This is a genomic window from Vitreimonas flagellata, assembly GCF_004634425.1.
Lineage (GTDB): Bacteria > Pseudomonadota > Alphaproteobacteria > Caulobacterales > Aquidulcibacteraceae > Vitreimonas > Vitreimonas flagellata.
This window is the reverse complement of the sequence record NZ_SBJL01000004.1, coordinates 384,717-402,312: the sequence shown is the minus strand read 5'-3', so window position 1 is coordinate 402,312 and position 17,596 is coordinate 384,717. Positions and strand designations below refer to the sequence as shown.

Annotated in this window: 16 protein-coding genes and 1 tRNA gene; 10 read left to right on the top strand and 7 right to left on the bottom strand. The window is 63.5% G+C overall.

Annotated elements, in window-relative coordinates; genetic code table 11:
• Positions 1 to 5 precede the first annotated feature (5 nt).
• Positions 6 to 194 carry a hypothetical protein gene (locus EPJ54_RS17775; RefSeq protein ID WP_135213088.1) on the top strand — a complete coding sequence of 63 codons (189 nt, stop codon included), beginning with the start codon at positions 6 to 8 and terminating at the stop codon, positions 192 to 194.
• A 543-nt stretch (positions 195 to 737) separates the two neighbouring features.
• Here the strand turns inward: EPJ54_RS17775 and EPJ54_RS17770 are convergent.
• Together EPJ54_RS17770 and EPJ54_RS17765 are read right to left on the bottom strand one after the other, a co-directional pair.
• A tRNA-Ala gene (locus tag EPJ54_RS17770) sits at positions 738 to 813 on the bottom strand.
• An 85-nt stretch (positions 814 to 898) separates the two neighbouring features.
• The gene (locus EPJ54_RS17765) at positions 899 to 1,390 is read right to left on the bottom strand and encodes a TIGR02300 family protein (protein WP_135213087.1); all 492 of its coding nucleotides are present in this window, start codon (positions 1,388 to 1,390) and stop codon (positions 899 to 901) included.
• Between the two features lie 133 nt (positions 1,391 to 1,523).
• Between EPJ54_RS17765 and aroA the strand changes: the two genes are divergently transcribed.
• Positions 1,524 to 2,831 carry a 3-phosphoshikimate 1-carboxyvinyltransferase gene (aroA, locus tag EPJ54_RS17760; RefSeq protein ID WP_135213086.1) on the top strand — a complete coding sequence of 436 codons (1,308 nt, stop codon included), beginning with the start codon at positions 1,524 to 1,526 and terminating at the stop codon, positions 2,829 to 2,831.
• A gap of 87 nt (positions 2,832 to 2,918) precedes the next feature.
• Complete coding sequence (locus tag EPJ54_RS17755; protein WP_135213085.1) at positions 2,919 to 5,207, top strand: ATP-binding protein; 2,289 nt, start codon at positions 2,919 to 2,921, stop codon at positions 5,205 to 5,207.
• Here the strand turns inward: EPJ54_RS17755 and EPJ54_RS17750 are convergent.
• The 3 genes from EPJ54_RS17750 to EPJ54_RS17740 form a co-directional block, all read right to left on the bottom strand.
• A complete protein-coding gene (locus EPJ54_RS17750) occupies positions 5,204 to 6,454 on the bottom strand; it encodes a dicarboxylate/amino acid:cation symporter (protein ID WP_135213084.1) in 1,251 nt (416 codons plus the stop codon). The two genes, EPJ54_RS17755 and EPJ54_RS17750, sit on opposite strands and share 4 nt — an antisense overlap.
• A 61-nt stretch (positions 6,455 to 6,515) precedes the next feature.
• The gene (locus EPJ54_RS17745; protein ID WP_135213083.1) at positions 6,516 to 8,018 is read right to left on the bottom strand and encodes a flavin-containing monooxygenase; all 1,503 of its coding nucleotides are present in this window, start codon (positions 8,016 to 8,018) and stop codon (positions 6,516 to 6,518) included.
• 107 nt (positions 8,019 to 8,125) lie between these two features.
• Positions 8,126 to 9,622, bottom strand: a complete 1,497-nt coding sequence (locus EPJ54_RS17740; protein WP_135213082.1) for a tetratricopeptide repeat protein — start codon at positions 9,620 to 9,622, stop codon at positions 8,126 to 8,128.
• Between the two features lie 98 nt (positions 9,623 to 9,720).
• Between EPJ54_RS17740 and cmk the strand changes: the two genes are divergently transcribed.
• From cmk to EPJ54_RS17725, 3 genes are all read left to right on the top strand, one after another.
• Positions 9,721 to 10,344 (top strand): (d)CMP kinase, encoded by a 624-nt coding sequence (cmk, locus tag EPJ54_RS17735; protein ID WP_135213081.1) that lies wholly within the window; start codon positions 9,721 to 9,723, stop codon positions 10,342 to 10,344.
• A gap of 197 nt (positions 10,345 to 10,541) precedes the next feature.
• Positions 10,542 to 12,233, top strand: coding sequence for a 30S ribosomal protein S1 (gene rpsA / locus EPJ54_RS17730; protein ID WP_135213080.1), 1,692 nt, complete (start codon positions 10,542 to 10,544; stop codon positions 12,231 to 12,233).
• A gap of 150 nt (positions 12,234 to 12,383) precedes the next feature.
• Entirely contained in the window at positions 12,384 to 12,674 is a 291-nt protein-coding gene (locus EPJ54_RS17725; RefSeq protein WP_135213079.1) for an integration host factor subunit beta, read from the top strand.
• Between the two features lie 162 nt (positions 12,675 to 12,836).
• On the opposite strand, the gene EPJ54_RS17720 is transcribed toward EPJ54_RS17725, so the two are convergent.
• The gene (locus EPJ54_RS17720; protein WP_135213078.1) at positions 12,837 to 13,445 is read right to left on the bottom strand and encodes a cytochrome b family protein; all 609 of its coding nucleotides are present in this window, start codon (positions 13,443 to 13,445) and stop codon (positions 12,837 to 12,839) included.
• A 29-nt stretch (positions 13,446 to 13,474) separates the two neighbouring features.
• Between EPJ54_RS17720 and EPJ54_RS17715 the strand changes: the two genes are divergently transcribed.
• Positions 13,475 to 14,053: a TetR/AcrR family transcriptional regulator gene (locus EPJ54_RS17715; RefSeq protein WP_135213077.1), complete on the top strand. Its 579-nt coding sequence runs from the start codon at positions 13,475 to 13,477 to the stop codon at positions 14,051 to 14,053.
• On the opposite strand, the gene EPJ54_RS17710 is transcribed toward EPJ54_RS17715, so the two are convergent.
• Positions 14,050 to 15,081 carry a hypothetical protein gene (locus tag EPJ54_RS17710; protein ID WP_135213076.1) on the bottom strand — a complete coding sequence of 344 codons (1,032 nt, stop codon included), beginning with the start codon at positions 15,079 to 15,081 and terminating at the stop codon, positions 14,050 to 14,052. The genes EPJ54_RS17715 and EPJ54_RS17710 overlap by 4 nt on opposite strands.
• A gap of 126 nt (positions 15,082 to 15,207) precedes the next feature.
• On the opposite strand from EPJ54_RS17710, the gene mscL reads away from it, so the two are divergent.
• From mscL to trpB, 3 genes are read left to right on the top strand one after another with little or no spacing between them, the layout of a single operon-like run.
• Positions 15,208 to 15,642, top strand: coding sequence for a large-conductance mechanosensitive channel protein MscL (gene mscL / locus EPJ54_RS17705; RefSeq protein ID WP_135213075.1), 435 nt, complete (start codon positions 15,208 to 15,210; stop codon positions 15,640 to 15,642).
• Between the two features lie 43 nt (positions 15,643 to 15,685).
• Complete coding sequence (locus tag EPJ54_RS17700) at positions 15,686 to 16,318, top strand: phosphoribosylanthranilate isomerase (protein ID WP_135213074.1); 633 nt, start codon at positions 15,686 to 15,688, stop codon at positions 16,316 to 16,318.
• Between the two features lie 8 nt (positions 16,319 to 16,326).
• Positions 16,327 to 17,541: a tryptophan synthase subunit beta gene (gene trpB, locus EPJ54_RS17695; RefSeq protein ID WP_135213073.1), complete on the top strand. Its 1,215-nt coding sequence runs from the start codon at positions 16,327 to 16,329 to the stop codon at positions 17,539 to 17,541.
• Positions 17,542 to 17,596 lie beyond the last annotated feature (55 nt).

Below are 17,596 nucleotides of genomic sequence, written 5' to 3'. Positions count from 1 at the left end.
AGCGGGTGCGAATCTTCCCAACCGAGTTGCTGATCGAAGCGGCGGCAGAGGCTTTGGGCGGGGAAGCCGAGGCCGAGCCGGTCACGCTGCGCTGCCCGGACGCCTTCGAGCGGCCGCGGAATTCAACCGCCCTGATCCGGGCCGGCGCGCCGCTCTCCGCCAAATGGATCGTTCACTGGTGCGCGCCGTGGTGATGGCGCGGTCCTGGGTGAAGCGCCTGGAAGCAGGTCGCCGATCTCGATAAAAGCTCTGGCGCGCAACGAGGGTCTTTGCATCCTGCACACCGCCAAGCTCTTGCCGCTGGCATTTTTGGCGCTGGATCTGGTGGCGCAAATCTTGGAAGGGCGTCAGCCGCGCACGCTGACGCTCACGGCGTTGATTTCTGAACCACTGCCGCTCGATTGGAGCGCGCAACGCGAACGCTTTACCACAGCGCACGAGGCGCCTTCGCGACATCACCAATGCGCATGTGTGTGCGGCGTCTTGTTTGCGCTGTACGGATTCGTATGCATTCACTGCACAAAGCGATCGCGTGTATGCGCCTCACTGCATCAACACGTACACACGATGAAGCAGACGTGCGCGAAGAGCTAACTAATCCCAAACGGCGAGAGATAGGCCGCGCAAACGCGCAGATTGGTGAGCGCTTCGCGCCGCTCTCTCGTTGGCCGGCGCGACAAGACAGCGCCAAGTGTCCGGATTGAGAAAAATCCCTGCAAATACAGGAGCGCAGAAGGTGGTGGACCCTAGCGGGATCGAACCGCTGACCTCCTGCATGCCATGCAGGCGCTCTCCCAGCTGAGCTAAGGGCCCATCGTCGCTGGCGCTTCGACACGCGAAGCCCCCGGACTCAAGGAAGCGCGGAAACTAGCCCCCGCGCTTAATTCGTCAAGCAGCCTTATCGGTTGCTATCGTCGTCATCGCCACCCGGGACGCCAAGTTCGTCCTCATCGAATTCTTCTTCGTCGTCGATCAGCGGCACGGTGTCGTCGTCAGCGTCAGCGACATCTTCGCCGTCATCTTCCGAGAAGCCTTCCGGCAGATCGTCGTCGCCGCCCTTGGCGGTGTCGTCGGCGTCGTCGTCGTCGCTGTCGAGCGTAGCGACTTCGACCTCTTCGGAATCGAGCGCCTCGGTCTCTTCGGCCTCTTCGTCCTCATCCTCGTCGTCGCCGCTCTTGTTCTTCTTAGCGTCGACTTCATCCTCATCGTCCTCGAGGGCCGGGTCGTGCGCGGCTACGCGGCCGCGGCTGCGACGCGCGCGGAGGCCCTCTTCGGCGGGGTCGAAAGCGGTGGTGCATTTCGGGCAGACGGCCGGACGCTTACGCAGGTCGTAAAATCGCGCGCCGCAATTGGGGCAGACTTGCTTGTCGCCCAAGTCGGTCTTGGCCAAACGCCTCTCCATTCGCCTTTTCGCCAGAGATTCCACACCCCTGACGCGGGGCGCTCGCTTGCCACCGTCCGGCGCGCCTGTCAAAAGCTTTGTCGTTCCCTTTTCAGTCTCCCCGCAGAGAGGGCTTTCTCCCATGCGTCTCAGGGCGCGTTCCGTACGCCTGCTCAATGGCCAAGTCCGCCCGCCGAGCGACAAATCCATCTCCCATCGGGCGTTGATTTTCGGGGCTTTGGCCACCGGCAAGACCGAGGTGACGGCGCTTTTGGAGGCGGCCGACGTGCTCAACACGGCCGAGGCCGTGCGTCAGCTTGGGGCGAACGCCGAGCAAATCGAGCCGGGCCGCTGGCTGGTCACGGGCGCCGGCGGCTTCCGCCAACCGGCCGAGACCATCGATTGCGGCAATTCCGGCACCGCGGCCCGCCTGCTCTTGGGGGCGGTCGCCGGTTACAAGCTGAGCGCCCGTTTCGACGGCGACCAATCTTTGCGCAAGCGGCCGATGAACCGGGTCGTCGCCCCGCTCTCGCAGATGGGCGCACGGTTTGACGGGGTGGAAAACCGCCTGCCGCTGATCGTGCATGGCGGCCAGCTCAAGGGCATCACCTACCGCTCGCCGGTGTCATCGGCGCAGATTAAGTCAGCCGTGCTGTTGGCCGGCTTGCGCGCCGAGGGCGAGACCGTGCTGATCGAGCCGGAGCGCTCGCGTGACCATACCGAACGCATGCTGGGCGTCTTCGGCGCCAATATCGACACGGTCGAAATCGAAGGCAGCCTTTGCCCGCGCGTCCGCGCCAGCGAGCTTAAGGCGGCGAACGTCTATGTGCCGGCCGATCCATCGTCAGCGGCTTTCCCAGTGGCGGCGGCTTTGATCACCGGCAAGTCTGAAGTGCGCGTGCAGGACGTGCTGATCAATCCGTTGCGGCTTGGGCTCTATGAGACGCTGCTCGAAATGGGCGCCAAGCTGCGCTTTGAAGAACGCCGCGATCCAATCGGCGAGCCGATCGCCGACATCGTCGTCAGCGGCAGCGAATTGGTGGGCGTGACGCCGCCGCCGAAGCGCGCGCCCTCGATGATCGACGAATTCCCGATCCTATCGGTGATCGCCGCCTTCGCCGACGGCGAGACACGCATCACCGGCGCAGCCGAGCTGCGGGTGAAGGAAAGCGACCGCATCACACTCATGGTCGAAGGCCTGCGCGCGTGCAGCGTCGAGGTGGAGGAGCTCTCGGACGGCCTGATCGTGCGTGGACGCGGGCGGAAGAGCGTCCGCGGTGGCGCGCAAATCCGCACCATGGGCGATCACCGCGTGGCCATGTCGTTCCTGGTCATGGGCTTGGCGTCGAAAGAGCCGATCGTAGTCGACGAGGCCGACATGATCGCCACCTCCTTCCCCGGCTTCACCGATTTCATGCGCAGCCTGGGCGCCGACATCGCGCCAGCGTGAGCGTGTAGTAAATCTCAATTTTACCTAATGATTAGGGCGCTCCCTTAACGCCCGTTCGGCATCATCGCCTGAAAACAGGTGGGGCTGATGCTGGCCAATATGATGCGCACGCTGCGAGCGTGCGCGCTCGTCGTTTGCTTTGCGGGTGCGGCGCACGCGCAGGAAAGCGCGGACTGGGTTGTCCGCGGCGAAGCGCTGGCGCGCCGGATCGAAGCCGGCAATCTTTTCATAACGCCAGGCGTCCGCAGCGCACGGGAGGCCGAGGCGGCGCGACTGCGGGGCGACGCGCGGCTTCAAGCACTCTACGATCTCGCCTCCGACGATTATGTCGCGTCCGATGCCGAATCCGCGGTGCACTCGCTGCGCGCCCTCGAAGAGGAAGCCAACGCGCAGAACAGCCGCCGCTTCAGCGCGATGGCGGGCGTGCTCCGCGCCTATGCGCCGGCGCTTGATGGCGATTACGTCGCCGCGCGCCGCAACCTCGAACAATTGATGCCAAACGTGCAGGACCCGCTGGTCCGCGCCGCCGGCGAGCGTTTGCATTCGTACGCGCTCACCGATCTTGGCCTCTTCGGCAACGCGGTCGAAGCGGCGCGCGCCGGTTTGGTCGGCCTACCTGACACGCCGGCCACCCGCACGCTGCGCTCCGGTCTGCACGACGCGTTGGCCTACAACGCCACCAGCATCGGCGATTATCGCACAGCGCTGCAGCATCTCCAGACCACTGTCGAACTCGACACTGAGAGCGGCAAACCGGTCGATGGCTCTGTGATTGTCAACAATCTGGCCGGTATGTTCGCCGAAGCGGGCGCGCACGACGAAGCTCTACGCCTTGCCGCCATTCATCGCCGCATCGCCGAACGCGGCGGTCAGCAATCCGACATCTTCTTCACGAGTCTGCTCTGCGCGCGCGTGAACTTCCTTGCGTCGAACTACCAGGCCGCTTTGCGCTGCGCCGAGACTGGCCGCGCGATCACCAGCGCGCCGCCGGAGTACATGAGCCGGCTTCTGGTTTACCACGTGCACGCGCTCGCCCGCTTGCAGCGCTCAGACGAAGCACGTCAAGCGTTCGATAGCGTGCGTGCGCTCGCCACCTCGCGCGGCGACCCCTATCTCACCGAACAGCTCGACATGATCGAGCCGGAAGTGCTCGCCGCCGAAGGTCGGCACGTGGAAGCGTTCTCCGTGCTGCTTCGCGCGCATGAAGCCGCGGAGGCGCTCTCGCGCACGCGCTTCAATGACGGCGTTCGCGAAGTGCGCGCCAATCTGGAAAGCGAAGTCGCGGCCGCCGAACAACGCGCCGAAGCGCAGGCCATGCGGTCCGAAATCCAGTCGCAGGCGCTGCAATTGATGACGCTGGCGATCATGCTTGGCGGCGCACTCTTTGCGGGCCTCCTCGTGATTGCGCTGCTGATCTATCGCAGCCGCCGCTCGATGCTGCACCTCGTGGGCCGCGCCGAGGAAATTCTCGCCAGTCGCGGCGACAAAGCCGAAATCGCCGCCAACGATCGCAAGCGCGAGCGTCCGACGGAACGCTTGCGCAACATTATGGACGAAATCGAGCGCCGCGACGTGGCGTTGAAGCAAGCCTTCAACGAACTCGACACGGCGCGTGTCGCGGCCGAGGAAGCCAACATCGCCAAATCGCAATTCCTGGCCACCATGAGCCATGAGCTGCGTACGCCGCTCAACGCCATTATCGGCTACGGCGAAATGCTGATGGAATCGGCTGACGATCGCGGCGATGCCGCCGATCGTGGCGATCTGGAGAAAATCCACGGCGCGGCGCATCGCCTGCTCGCCATGATCAATGACGTGCTCGATCTGTCGAAGATCGAAGCGGGCGGCGCGGCGCTGGCGATCGAGGCCGTCAATCTCAACGCGCTTGCGCAAGAGGTCGTCGCCACCGTCGCGCCGACTGCGGCCGCGAACGGCAATTCCATCTCGCTGGACATACCGGCGCAATTGGGCAGCGCCGACACAGATGGCTTCAAGCTCAGCCAATGCTTGCTGAACCTGATGGCCAACGCGGCGAAGTTCACCAAGCACGGCCAGATCAAATTGCGCGCGCGCCGCGAAGATAGCGACGGCGCGTCATGGGTTGTGTTCGAAGTGCTCGACACCGGCATCGGCATTTCGCCAGAGGCGCAGGCCCGGTTGTTCCAGCCGTTCGTGCAGGCTGATGCGAGCACGACGCGCGCATACGGCGGCACCGGGCTTGGCCTCGCCATCACGCGCCGCCTCGCGCGGATGATGGGCGGCGACGTCACGCTGAAGAGCGCGCCAGGCCAAGGGTCCGCGTTTACGCTGCGTATCCCCGCGCGCGCGCCACAGAACGTGGCCAACGACACGAGCGTTCAGTTCGAAGCCGCCTAAGCGGCGCTTTCCTCGCGCTTTTCGTTGCGTGACAGGATTGTCGTCGCCGCGAGATCGCCGGTGACGTTGCCGAGCGTGCGGAAGATGTCCGGAATGATCTCGACCGCGATGAGGATGCCCAGCAATTCCGTCGGCACGCCCATCGCCAAGCAGATCGGCGCGATTGAGGCGATGAACGACACCTGCCCCGGCAAACCGACGGCTGCGATCGATACGGCGTACGCGACCACCAAACCGACGCCGATTTGCATCAAGGTCGGCTCGATGCCGTAGAGGTGGGCGCAGAAATAGACGACGGCCAAATTCGCCACAGGGCTGGTGAAGCGAAACACGGCGACCGCGAGCGGCAGCACGACGTCCGCAATGCGCGCCGGGATTCCCAACCCACGCAGCGCCGCATCCAGCATCGCCGGCAACGACGCGAGCGACGATTGCGTCGACACCGCGATTGCCCACACGGGTGCTGCGGCCGCCGTGAAACGCCCGATCGGCTGTCGACCCCAGGTGATCGCGAGCAGATACGCGACGATCGTGATGCCCAGCGTCGCGGCGGATACGATGATCACGTATTGCGTCAGCACGCCCGCAGCTTCGAAGCCGGCGCGCAATCCAACGCCGGTCGCCAACGCGAATACGCCGAAGGGCCCCGCGATCAGCACCCAGCGCACGATCACGATCATCGCTTCCGACACGGCGCGAAAGAACGTCACGATCGGGTCGCGCAAGCCCGCATCGAGCTTCGTCACGGCGAAGCCGAAGAAGATCGAGAACACGACGACTTGCAGCACAGCGTCTTCCGCCGCCGCCGTCACCGGATTGGAGGGCGCAAGCCCTTGCAGCCAGGATACGAACGTGGGCGGCTCGGTGATGGTCACCGCATTGCCGCCGACACTGGCCACAAATGCTTCCGCCACCGCGCGATCTACGGGCCAGAGTTCGAGCATGCCGAGCGTCGCGGCTGTGGTGAACGCGCCCGCGAGAAAGATCAGAAAGGTGAAGAGCACCACGGCGCGCGCCACCAGACCGCCGGTCTTGGTCGTGTCCGCCACCGAAGCGACGCCGACGATCAGAAGCGACACCACAAGCGGCACGACCGTCATGCGTAACGTATTCAGCCAAAGCCCGCCGAACGCCTCGATCACCTCAACGGCGCTCACCACAGTCGGATTGCCACTCGCCTTGGCCAGCTCTCCGACAATGATGCCGGCAATCAGGCCTGCGAGTACGAGTAAGCTGATACGTTTCAAGCGCGCCCCCGGCGAAGTCCGCTAGCGTGGTAGCTTACGCTTCGAGCGCGCGCTAGCGCGGTCAGGCCACGGGTTCCGCGCGCGCGGGCCGCGCGCTCGCTTCGACGGCAGTCGGCTTCTTCTTGAACTCCAGCACGCCATCCTCCAGCGCGCCGTACCGCAGATCCATCATGTCGTGCATATAGGATTGGTTCTGCTTCCAGGGCGCTGTTGTGGTTTGCTTCGGCAAGAGATGCTTGGCGCGCTGGAAATAGCCGGACGAGAAATCAACGAACGGCTTTTCTTCGACGTGCTCAAGCGTCATCCGCGGCGTCGCTTGGTCCAGCTTATAGTCATCAAGATAATTGATCAGGCGGCAGGCATATTCGCTGATCAAATCGGCACGCAGCGTCCAGGACGCATTGGTGTAGCCGAACACCGAAACCAAGTTCGGCACATCGGAGAACATCGCGCCTTTGTAAGCGTAAGTCTTGCCGGTATCGACCTTCTCGCCGTCGACCACCAATTCCGTGCCGCCCATCATTTGAAGATTGAGGCCGGTGGCGGTGACGATGATGTCCGCTTCCAGCTCCTGGCCGGATTTCAGCTTGATGCCCTTCTCCGTGAAGCGGTCGATGTGATCGGTGACGACGGAAGCTTTGCCTTCCTTGATCGCCACGAACATGTCGTTGTCCGGCACGAGGCAAAGGCGCTCTTCCCACGGATTGTAGCGCGGCGTGAAATGCGTATCGAGGTCGTAGTCCGGCCCGAGTTGCTCACGCAGCAGCCCGAGCAAGCGCTCTTTCGTCTTCGCCGGCCGCGCGCGCGCCAAACGGAAGAAGAGCTGCTGGAACACGACTTTGCGGAAACGCGTGATGTCGTACGCGACGCTCTCCGGCAGCACGCGGCGCAGCCAATTCGCCGCCGCATCCTCGGCCGGTTGCGACACCATGTAGGTCGGCGAGCGCTGCAGCATCGTGACGTGCGCGGCTTTGTCGGTGAGCGACGGCACCAAGGTCACCGCCGTCGCGCCGGAGCCGATCACGATGACGCGCTTGCCGGCATAATCCAAATTCTCCGGCCAATGCTGGGGATGGATGAGCTGGCCTTTGAAATCACCGACGCCCTCGAAATTCGGCGTAAAGCCTTCGTCATATCGATAATAGCCGGCGCACATCATCACGAACTTCGCGGTGAAATTCTTGCGCTCGCCGTTCTGCTCGGCCTCGATCGACCATCGGCCGTTTTGCGTCGACCACGACGCGCGCTTCACCTGATGGCCAAAGCGAATGTGCTCATCGATGCCATTCTCGCGCGCCGTCTCATTCACGTATTTGCGGATCGAAGGCCCATCGGCGATCGCCTTCTGCTCGGTCCACGGTTTGAAGGCGTAACCCAGCGTGTACATATCGCTGTCGGAGCGAATGCCGGGGTAGCGGAACAGATCCCACGTCCCGCCGATCGCCTCGCGCCCTTCGAGAATAACATAGCTCTTGCCGGGGCACTTCTTCTGCAGGTGGTAAGCCGCACCGATGCCGCTTAAGCCAGCGCCCACGATCAGGACGTCGAAATGTTCGCTGGCCATCTGCTGGCGCTCCCTATGTGGTCTTTCTAGGTAGTAAATCGTGACGCGCCGTCACTCGCAAGTTTGACACGCGTCAACGTAGATTCTCTGAGCAGCCGCAAGCGCGCTTAGAAATCACCCCAATACACGCCCCGTAACGGCACCTGCTCTACGCGCCCGACAGCTTCGATGGCTGCGCGCACGTCTGCGCGATCACGCACCATTTCCAGGCGCTGACGTAGGATGTCTTCGCGGGGAAACACGGCGTCTGAGCGCTCTGGGTAGTCCTGCAGCGCAAGCAGGGCGTCCGCTCGTGATTCTTCGTCTGCAAGGCGACGAATGTAGGCCGCTGCGGCCCCCTCAATGTCATTCACGCAAAGAAGCGCGCGCGCGGCGGCGGCCCGATTGTCAGCTTCGTGTTCGCGGACGAAGGCAAGCGCCTCATCGCGCAAACGGCGATTGCCCGTTTGATCTGCTGCGCAAACCCGCACCGACGCCACCCACATATCGCCGTAGGGCGAGGCTCGTCCGGTTGTCCGCAGAACCTCCAAAGCGTCAGCGCCCCGACCCTCCGATTCAAGCATGGATGCGAAGTTGATGACTTGGCTCACGCTCCATTCGCCATTCTCGCCAACGGCGATTGAGAGGCCAAACGTCTCACGTGCTTCAGCAGCGCGGCCAAGGTCATAATAGACGTAAGCAAGTTCGTTCAGCGCCCAGTTCAGCTGCTCTTCGATGTCGGAATAGACGGATGGGCCGTCAGCCGATTGCGCACGTTTTATGTGGCGATCGAGCAAAGCTCGAGCCTCTTCGAAGCGGCCGAGAGCACGAAGCGCCTGCCCCAACTCCACCACTAAGGCCAGTTTGCGGGCGTCGGCCGTTTGAGCGCGCTGCGCGCGCTCAAGGTCAGCTTCAGCGGCGGCCAGGACATCTAGCCGGCCCTGAAACGCCTCGGTGCGCAACGCATCAAATGTACGATCAACACGCATCGTCATGATGAGACGTGGTGAGGTGATCGTTTCAAGTCTAACTGACGCGCGCTCGTTCATCCCAGCCCGGAGAAGAAGACGCGCATGATCCATGCGGAGGTAATCATCGTTGGGGTTTTCGGGCGGCAGATAATTGGTGCGAGCCAGTATGTCATGGACACGCAACGCAGCAGCGTCGTCTTCATCGAGCTTCTTGGCAGCGCGAATAACGCCCCACGCAAGACGCGATGGCAATTCCGACAGTGCGCGCTGATTGTTCTCTGACAGCGCTAAGAACGAGTCGACCGTGAGTTGATCGTCCTCGAACGACATTCCAATATATGTGAGCAGAAGGTCGGTCCACGGCGCTCCAAGCTCGCCAGCGGCCCGCGCCGCCTCCACCGCGGCCCTTTGATCGCGCAATTCCCAGGCGCATCGCACAATCTCACGCAAAAAATCCGCGCGCGCCGACTCAGGCAGCGTGGAGAAGTCTGTACTGCGCCAAAACTCGCGCGCAGCGGGCAGAGCGACTTCGCACTGCCCTTCCTGCAGCATTTGGCCGTACAGCGTGCGGGCTCGCGAAAGAGCATACTCATTGGCGGAGGCGCCGGTCGCTGCCGCCCACAGCACCATCACCCCAAGAATCCAGCCGCGCATCCCCCCTCCATCGCACAACCCGAGGTCACGATAGCGCAGACCCAGACAATCGGAAGCGCTGACTTCCCACCGCTCCCGTTCGCACATAAACCGCCTGCATGATTATCGCCGTCGATGGACCTACTGCTTCCGGCAAGGGCACCGTCGCCAAACATCTGGCCGCCCGGTATGGGCTGAAGCTTCTGGACACCGGCACGCTCTACCGCGCCGTGGGTTTGGCCGTGCTCGACGTGGGCGGCGATCCCGCCGACGAGGCCGCAGCGCTCGCCGCCGCCCAAGCGCTCAATCTGGCCGCGATCGACCAGGACCGCATCCGCTCCAGCGCCGCCGGCGCCGCGGCCTCCAAAGTGGCCGCCCAGCCCGCCGTGCGCGCCGCCCTGCTCAAAGCCCAACGCGATTTTGCCGCCGACCCGGCCGGCGTCGTGCTCGACGGCCGCGACATCGGCACCATCATTTGCCCCGACGCCGACGTGAAGCTCTTTGTCACCGCCTCGCTCGAAGCCCGCACCACGCGACGGCTGGCCGAGCTTCAAGCTCGCGGCGAGACGCTCGATTTCGAGACGCTCAAAACCCAAATCCAAGAACGAGACGCCCGCGACATGGGCCGCACCGACGCCCCCCTCCGCCAAGCCCCGGACGCGCATCTGCTGGATACGACGGAACTCAATGTTGAAGAGGCGGCGGAGGCAGCCTCCCGCATCGTGGATGCCGCGCGCCGGTGATGCGCCGCCCCCAGCGCCCCCACTTGCTGCCCAGGCCCACGACGCCTATAGAGCCCGCACGACCCAGGGCCTAAGCGGCCCTCGGGCCGTTTGGCGTTGCCAAGCTAAACCCACCCAGAGGACGGCCGCATGGTGCAGCCGAGACCGCCGGAGCCAACCGGTCGGCCCTTTTTGATTGTATCGGAGTAAGTACACGTATGGCGGTAGAAGCCCTCAATCCGAGCCGTGATGATTTCGCGGCTCTCCTCTCTGAAAGCCTCGGTTCGCGCGGCATGGTCGAAGGCCGGGTGATCCCGGCGACCGTTGTCGCAATCGAGCACGACTTCGTAGTCGTCGATATTGGCCTCAAGACCGAAGGCCGTATCCCTCTCCGTGAATTCCTCGTCGACGACGGCGCGGGCCAACCGAAGCCCGGCGACATTGTCGAAGTTTATCTCGACCGCATCGAGAACGCGCTCGGCGACGCTGTCGTCAGCCGTGAGAAGGCGCGCCGTGAAGAAGCTTGGACGCGTCTCGAAAAGTCGTTCGCCGCTGGCGACGCCGTGAACGGCGCGCTCGTTGGCCGCGTGAAGGGCGGCTTCACCGTCGACCTCGGCGGCGCCAACGCGTTCTTGCCGGGTTCGCAAGTGGACATTCGTCCGGTCCGCGACGTCGGCCCGCTGATGAACATCGTGCAGCCGTTCGCGATCCTGAAAATGGACCGTCAGCGCGGCAACATCGTCGTCTCGCGTCGCGCCGTGCTCGAAGAGAGCCGCGCTTCGGAACGCGCTGAAATCGTCGGTCAATTGAAGGAAGGCGAAATCCGCGAAGGTGTTGTGAAGAACATCACCGATTACGGCGCCTTCGTTGATCTCGGCGGCATCGACGGGCTGCTGCACGTCACCGACATGAGCTGGAAGCGCGTCAACCACCCGAGCCAAGTGCTCAACGTGGGCGACACGGTGAAAGTCCAGATCGTGAAGATCAATCCGGACACGCAGCGCATCTCGCTCGGCATGAAGCAGCTGCTGACCGATCCGTGGGATGGCGTGGACGCCAAGTACCCGGCTGGCGGCAAGTTCACCGGCCGCGTCACGAACATCACCGACTACGGCGCTTTCGTTGAACTCGAAGCCGGCGTTGAAGGTCTGGTGCACGTCAGCGAAATGAGCTGGACCAAGAAGAACCTGCACCCGTCGAAGATCCTGAGCACGTCTCAGGAAGTCGACGTGCAAGTGCTCGACGTGGACGGCGAAAAGCGCCGCATCTCGCTCGGCATCAAGCAAGTGCAAGCCAATCCGTGGGACGCGTTCATCGCCGAACACCCGGTTGGTTCGGTGATCGAAGGCGAAGTGAAGAACGTGACCGAGTTCGGTCTATTCGTCGGCCTGACGCCGGAGCTGGACGGCATGGTCCACCTCTCTGACATCGCGTGGGACGCCCAAGGCGAAGAAGCCCTCACCCGCTTCAACAAGGGTGATGTGGTTCAAGCCAAGGTGCTCGACGTCGACGTCGAAAAGGAGCGCATCTCGCTCGGCATCAAGCAAGTCGCCAACGACCCAATCTCGGATTCCGAGTTCAAGCGCGGCCAGATCATCACTGTCGAAGTGGTGGACGTGGCCACGGGCGGCATCGAAGTCGCCTTCGGCGAAGGCAATGCCGCACGCAGCTTCATCCGCAAGTCGGACCTGTCGCGCGATCGCCAGGAGCAGCGCGCTGACCGCTTCTCCAAGGGCGACCGTATCGACGCCATGGTCACCGGCTTCGACCGCGCGAGCCGCAAGGTCTCGCTGTCGGTCAAGGCGATGGAATTGGCCGACGAGAAGGAAGCAATCGCGCAGTTCGGCTCGTCCGACAGCGGCGCTTCGCTCGGCGACATCCTCGGCGCGGCTTTGAAGAACAAGCAATAAGCGACTACCGGCATCAATTATGTCAAGAAGGCCCGGCGCGGACCCCGCGTCGGGCCTTTTCTTTCAAAGTTTCAAGTCGATGGACGGTTGACGCCGGCGCTTCCAGACGGCTCTATCTGGGCAGGACGGGCAATAGGGGAACCACCGGCCATGCTGCGCTCGGAATTGGTCGCCAAGCTTCAAGAAGAAATGGCGCCGCTCAAGGCCGCCGAAATCGAGCACGCCGTGGACGTGGTGCTCGATGAAATCTCGACCGCGCTCGCCCAAGACGGTCGCGTCGAGCTGCGCGGCTTCGGCGCATTCTCCGTGCGCAAGCGCGACGCCCGCACCGGCCGCAACCCACGCACGGGCGATGCCGTGAAAGTCGCCGCCAAGAAAGTGCCCTTCTTCAAACCCGGCAAAGAGCTGCGCCTCAAAGTGAATGGCGGCGAAGAGCCGTAGGCTCAACACCCATTCCCGGATTGGCGCGCAGCGACAAGTCCGGGACCCATAAACTCTACGAGCTGAAATTTACGCGCGCGTGTCGATCGTACGTGTGCTGCCGCCGTCTTGGTTTATGGGTCTCGGGCTCGATGCTTTGCATCGCCGCGGGAATGGGTGGAGTCAGGATACGGCCCGCTGCGGCGCACGCTTCTTCATCCAAACAAACACCTTCAGCGCAGCGGCGCTTCCCAAAAGCGTGAGCGCAGGGATCGCGAGCCAGGGCTTCTCGTCCAGCCGCCCCAAATATGAAACCGTGAACACGATCGCGATGGCGAGGCCGCCGAACGTGTGCAGCATCTTCCAATTGCGCGGGCCAAGCTTACGCACGGACCAATCGTTCGACGTCAGCGCCATCGCAGCGATCAACACATAGGTGAAGCCGCCGCCATAGATGGTCTTCGCACTCGGCTGCGCCGCAAACACGCACACCGCAATCAGCAGCGCCGCGAAATGCACGAAATGCGCGGCGGCGAAGCTCAAGCCAATCGCGCGCCGCCTGCGCAGCATCACGCTCCGCCAGCCACCGGGCCAGAGCGTCGCCAACGCGGACGCGGACCACGCCAGGACGAAGATCGGAAATGAGAAGCGCGCCGTGTAGCGCGCCGCTGCGCCCGCGCCGTCCGCGTTCCAGCCGCCATACTCGGCATAGCCATAAGCGACGACGCCCAGCACAGCTAAAGTGGCCAGGCCGATAGTCGTGGGCGTGGAGAAGGAGCGAGCGCTTGTCATACTGAGAGTATGAAGATCATACTCGAAGTATGACGTCAACGGGAAATCGCGAACGCCTGGTCGCCGCTGCGCGCAAGCTCTTCAGCGCGCGCGGCTTTGCCGATGTGTCGGTGGATGAAATCGCCGCCGCCGCCGGGCTCACCAAGGGCGCGGTCTATTATCAGTTCGCCGACAAAACCGACCTCTTCCGCGCCGCCTGCGAAAGCGTGCTCGACGACATCATGGCGCACGTCACCAAGGAAACGATGGGCCATGTGGCTCACCTCGCCGACGAGATCGTCACCGGCGGCGACATCCTATTCGATGCCTACGAGAGCAAAGACGCGCGCCGCCTCCTGCTGATGGACGGGCCCTCGGTGCTGGGCCACGTCGAATGGACGGCGATGCAAGAGAAATTGCGCATCGGCCTAGGTGAGCATGCGCTCGGCCATCTCGCCGATGACGGGCTCATCCCCAAACGCATGATCCCGATGCTCGCGCATCTGCTCTTTGGCGCGTTCACGCAAGGCGCGCTGCAGATTGCGACGTCCGACGATCCCGCCAACGCCAGCAAACAGGCCCGCGCCGCCTATAAGAGACTAGCGCAAGGCCTGCTCGCGAAAGTCTAGCGCCTCTGGCGCGCCAGCATTTCGTCCTGCTGCTGGACGATCCGCTCCCAGGTTTGCGCATTCGATCGGAAGGATTCTAGCTGGCTGCGCGCCAGCGACTCGAAATCCGCCTGGTGCTGCGGCAGATAGAAATAGCTGGCCACAGGCTTGCGCGACGCCACCTCAAGGAAGCGCTCGTGCCCCGCCACCGCAGCTTGCGCGGACGCGAGGTTGTCGCGCGACGTGGCGCCATTGGTGATCTGCATCAACTGCACGCGCGCCACGTCCCAATACGCGAACGGCATGTCCGGATCGATGGCGCGCGCTTCGTCATAAAGCGCAAAGGCCTCTTCGTTCGATTCCATATTGCGCGCGGCGATCACCAGCATGGCCGCGTCGCGCCGCGAACGGCCAACTTCAATCATCTGCGCCATCAGCTGATCGCGCGTCAGACTCATCCGGCCCGCGTTGAAATAGAGTTCTGCGGCGTCGAGCTTGTTCGGCGTATGGCGGCCATAGAGCTCCTGAATGGAATCCCACGCAGCGGCATTGTCGCGCCGCACCATGTTGTAGATCCAAGCATTGCGGAAAAAGTCCGCCGCTGAGCGCGGATTGCGCACCAATTCCGCCGAGGACGTCACATCACGAATGGCGGTGGCGTCTTCGCGGATCGCGCTGACATCTTCTTGGATCAAGCCAAGTTGCGTGCCGATCCGTTCAGTTGCCGTTGTGCCTTGGCCGGCCAGCAGCAACAGCACGACGCCCACGCTGGCAAACAGCATGACCCGAAACGCATCGCACTCGCGACACTGGATCGCTTCTTCCTGCACGGCCGCTTCCGCGCCGGCGGGAACCTTGCTCACCTGGCCCAAGCAGAACCATGAGAGCAGGCCCGCAAGGCCAACAGCCGGCCAGACCAAGATTTGCGGCGAGGCGATATTGCCGAGAAAGCTCGCGAAATCGCCGGCCAGCGAAACGATGCCGCCGACGACAACGAAAAGCGGCCCGCGCTCAGGCCAAATCACACGCCACAGCGTTCCAAAGTTCATGTGCTAGCCCCTTCCATCGTCCCGCGCACAATGTCCGGATGCAGGGCGAGCCTGTCAACTTTTGCGAGGCTGGAAACTTACGGCGAAGCCTGTCATGCAATCGGCGGAACAAAGCGGAGTTTGCTTATGTCGGTGTTCAAAGAGTTCCGTGAGTTCGCGCTCAAGGGCAACGTGGTCGATCTCGCCGTCGGGGTGATCATCGGCGCCGCATTCGGCACGATCGTCTCTTCGCTCGTCGACGACATCGTCATGCCGCCGATTGGCTTGCTGCTCGCGGGCATCGACTTCTCGACGCTGAAGCTCGTGCTGAAAGAAGCAACGGCCGCCGTCGGCGCGGAGGGCGCGGCAAACCACGTTCCTGCGGCGCCAGAAGTTGCGATCAACTACGGCAAGTTCATCAATTCCGCGATCAAGTTCGCGATCGTCGCTTGGGTGCTCTTCCTCGTTGTGAAAGGCATGAATGCGATGAAGCGCAAGGAAGAAGCCAAGCCCGCGCCCGTCGCCGAAACACCGCCGGACATCAAGCTACTCACGGAAATCCGCGATCTGCTGAAGAAGTAAGTCGCATTGCGCGGCGTTCGCGCCGCGCCTACCTCTCTCGTCCATGGCTGAATCCAAAATCTGCGGCATCACCAGCGCCGACGCGTTGGACGCGGCGCTGGCGGGCGGCGCGCGGTATGTCGGCCTCGTGTTCTTCCCGAAGAGCCCGCGCCACGTGGCGATGGCGCATGCGGCGGCGTTGGCGCGGCGGGTGAAGGGGCGTGCGGACGTAGTCGCCGTTACCGTGGACGCTGACGACGAGCTGTTGGCCGAGATCGCCGAAAAAGTGCGCCCCGACTGGGTCCAGGCCCACGGTGACGAGAGCCCGGCCAGGACAGCCCAGCTGCGCCAATTCGCCCAGCGCGGCGTGATCAAGGCCCTCGGGATCGCCCGAACGGACGACCTGGCCCAGGCAGCCGCCTTCGAGCCGGCGGCTGAAATGCTCTTGTTCGACGCCAAAGCGCCTCCAGGCGGGCTTCCAGGCGGCAATGCGCTGGCGTTTGATTGGGCAATCCTGGCCGGGCGGCGCTTTGGCCGGCCTTGGTTCTTGTCTGGCGGGCTCAATCCGGAGAACGTGGCAGAGGCGATTGCAGCTTCGGGCGCCAGCCTTGTGGACGTGTCCTCTGGCGTGGAAAGCGCCCCCGGCCTAAAGGACCCGAACAAAATCGCCCAATTCTTGGCGGCAGCCCGAGCCTAAGCTACCCGATGGACGCGAGACGTAACTGGCAGGACTTGCCCGACGCTGATGGCCGCTTCGGCCAATATGGCGGGCGCTTCGTGGCCGAAACCCTGATGCCGCTGATCCTCGACCTGGAGCGCGCCTATCGCGAAGCCCAGGCCGACCCGGCGTTCGCCGCGACGATGGCGGATTTCTGGACCCATTATGTGGGCCGCCCGTCGCCGCTCTATTTCGCTGAGCGCATGACCGCGCATTTCGGCGGCGCGAAGATTTACTTCAAACGCGACGAGCTCAATCACACCGGCGCGCATAAGATCAACAATTGCCTCGGCCAAGTGCTGCTCGCGCTGCGCATGGGCAAGACGCGCATCATCGCCGAAACCGGCGCCGGCCAACACGGTGTCGCCACCGCCACCATTTGCGCGCGCCTGGGCCTGCCCTGCGTCGTGTTCATGGGCGCGACCGACATCGAGCGCCAGAAGCCCAACGTCTTCCGCATGAAGCTGCTCGGCGCCGAAGTGCGCCCCGTCACCAGCGGAAACGCCACGCTGAAAGACGCAATGAACGAAGCGCTGCGCGATTGGGTCACCAACGTGCACGACACGTTCTATTGCATCGGCACCGCCGCCGGCCCGCACCCGTATCCAGAAATGGTGCGCGACTTCCAAAGCGTGATCGGTCGCGAAGCGCGCGCGCAAATGCTCGAACGCGAAGGCCGTCTGCCGGACGCGGTGATGGCGTGCATAGGCGGCGGCTCCAACGCGATCGGCCTCTTCCATCCGTTCCTCAACGACGAGAGTGTGAAGCTCTATGGCGTCGAAGCGGCGGGCTTCGGTCTCGACGTTTACAACAAGCACGCGGCGGCGATTAATGGCGGCAAGCCCGGCGTGCTGCACGGCAACCGCACCTATCTTTTGCAAGACGAAGACGGCCAGATTCTCGAAGGCCATTCGATCAGCGCCGGTCTCGACTATCCCGGCGTCGGCCCCGAACACTCCTATCTCGCCGACATCGGCCGCGCGAAATATCTAAGCTGCACTGACGACGAAGCGCTCGAAGCCTTCAAACTCTGCGCCCGTCTCGAAGGCATCCTGCCCGCGCTCGAACCTTCGCACGCTTTGGCGCGCGTCGGCGAAGTCGCGCAAGAGATCGGCAAAGGCGGCCTCCTCATCCTGAACCTCTGCGGCCGCGGCGACAAAGACGTGTTCACCGTAGCGGATGCGCTTGGGGTGAAGATATGAGCGGCGCTCACTCATCTTCCCCCGCTTGCGGGGGAAGTGGAACGCGGCGCAGCCG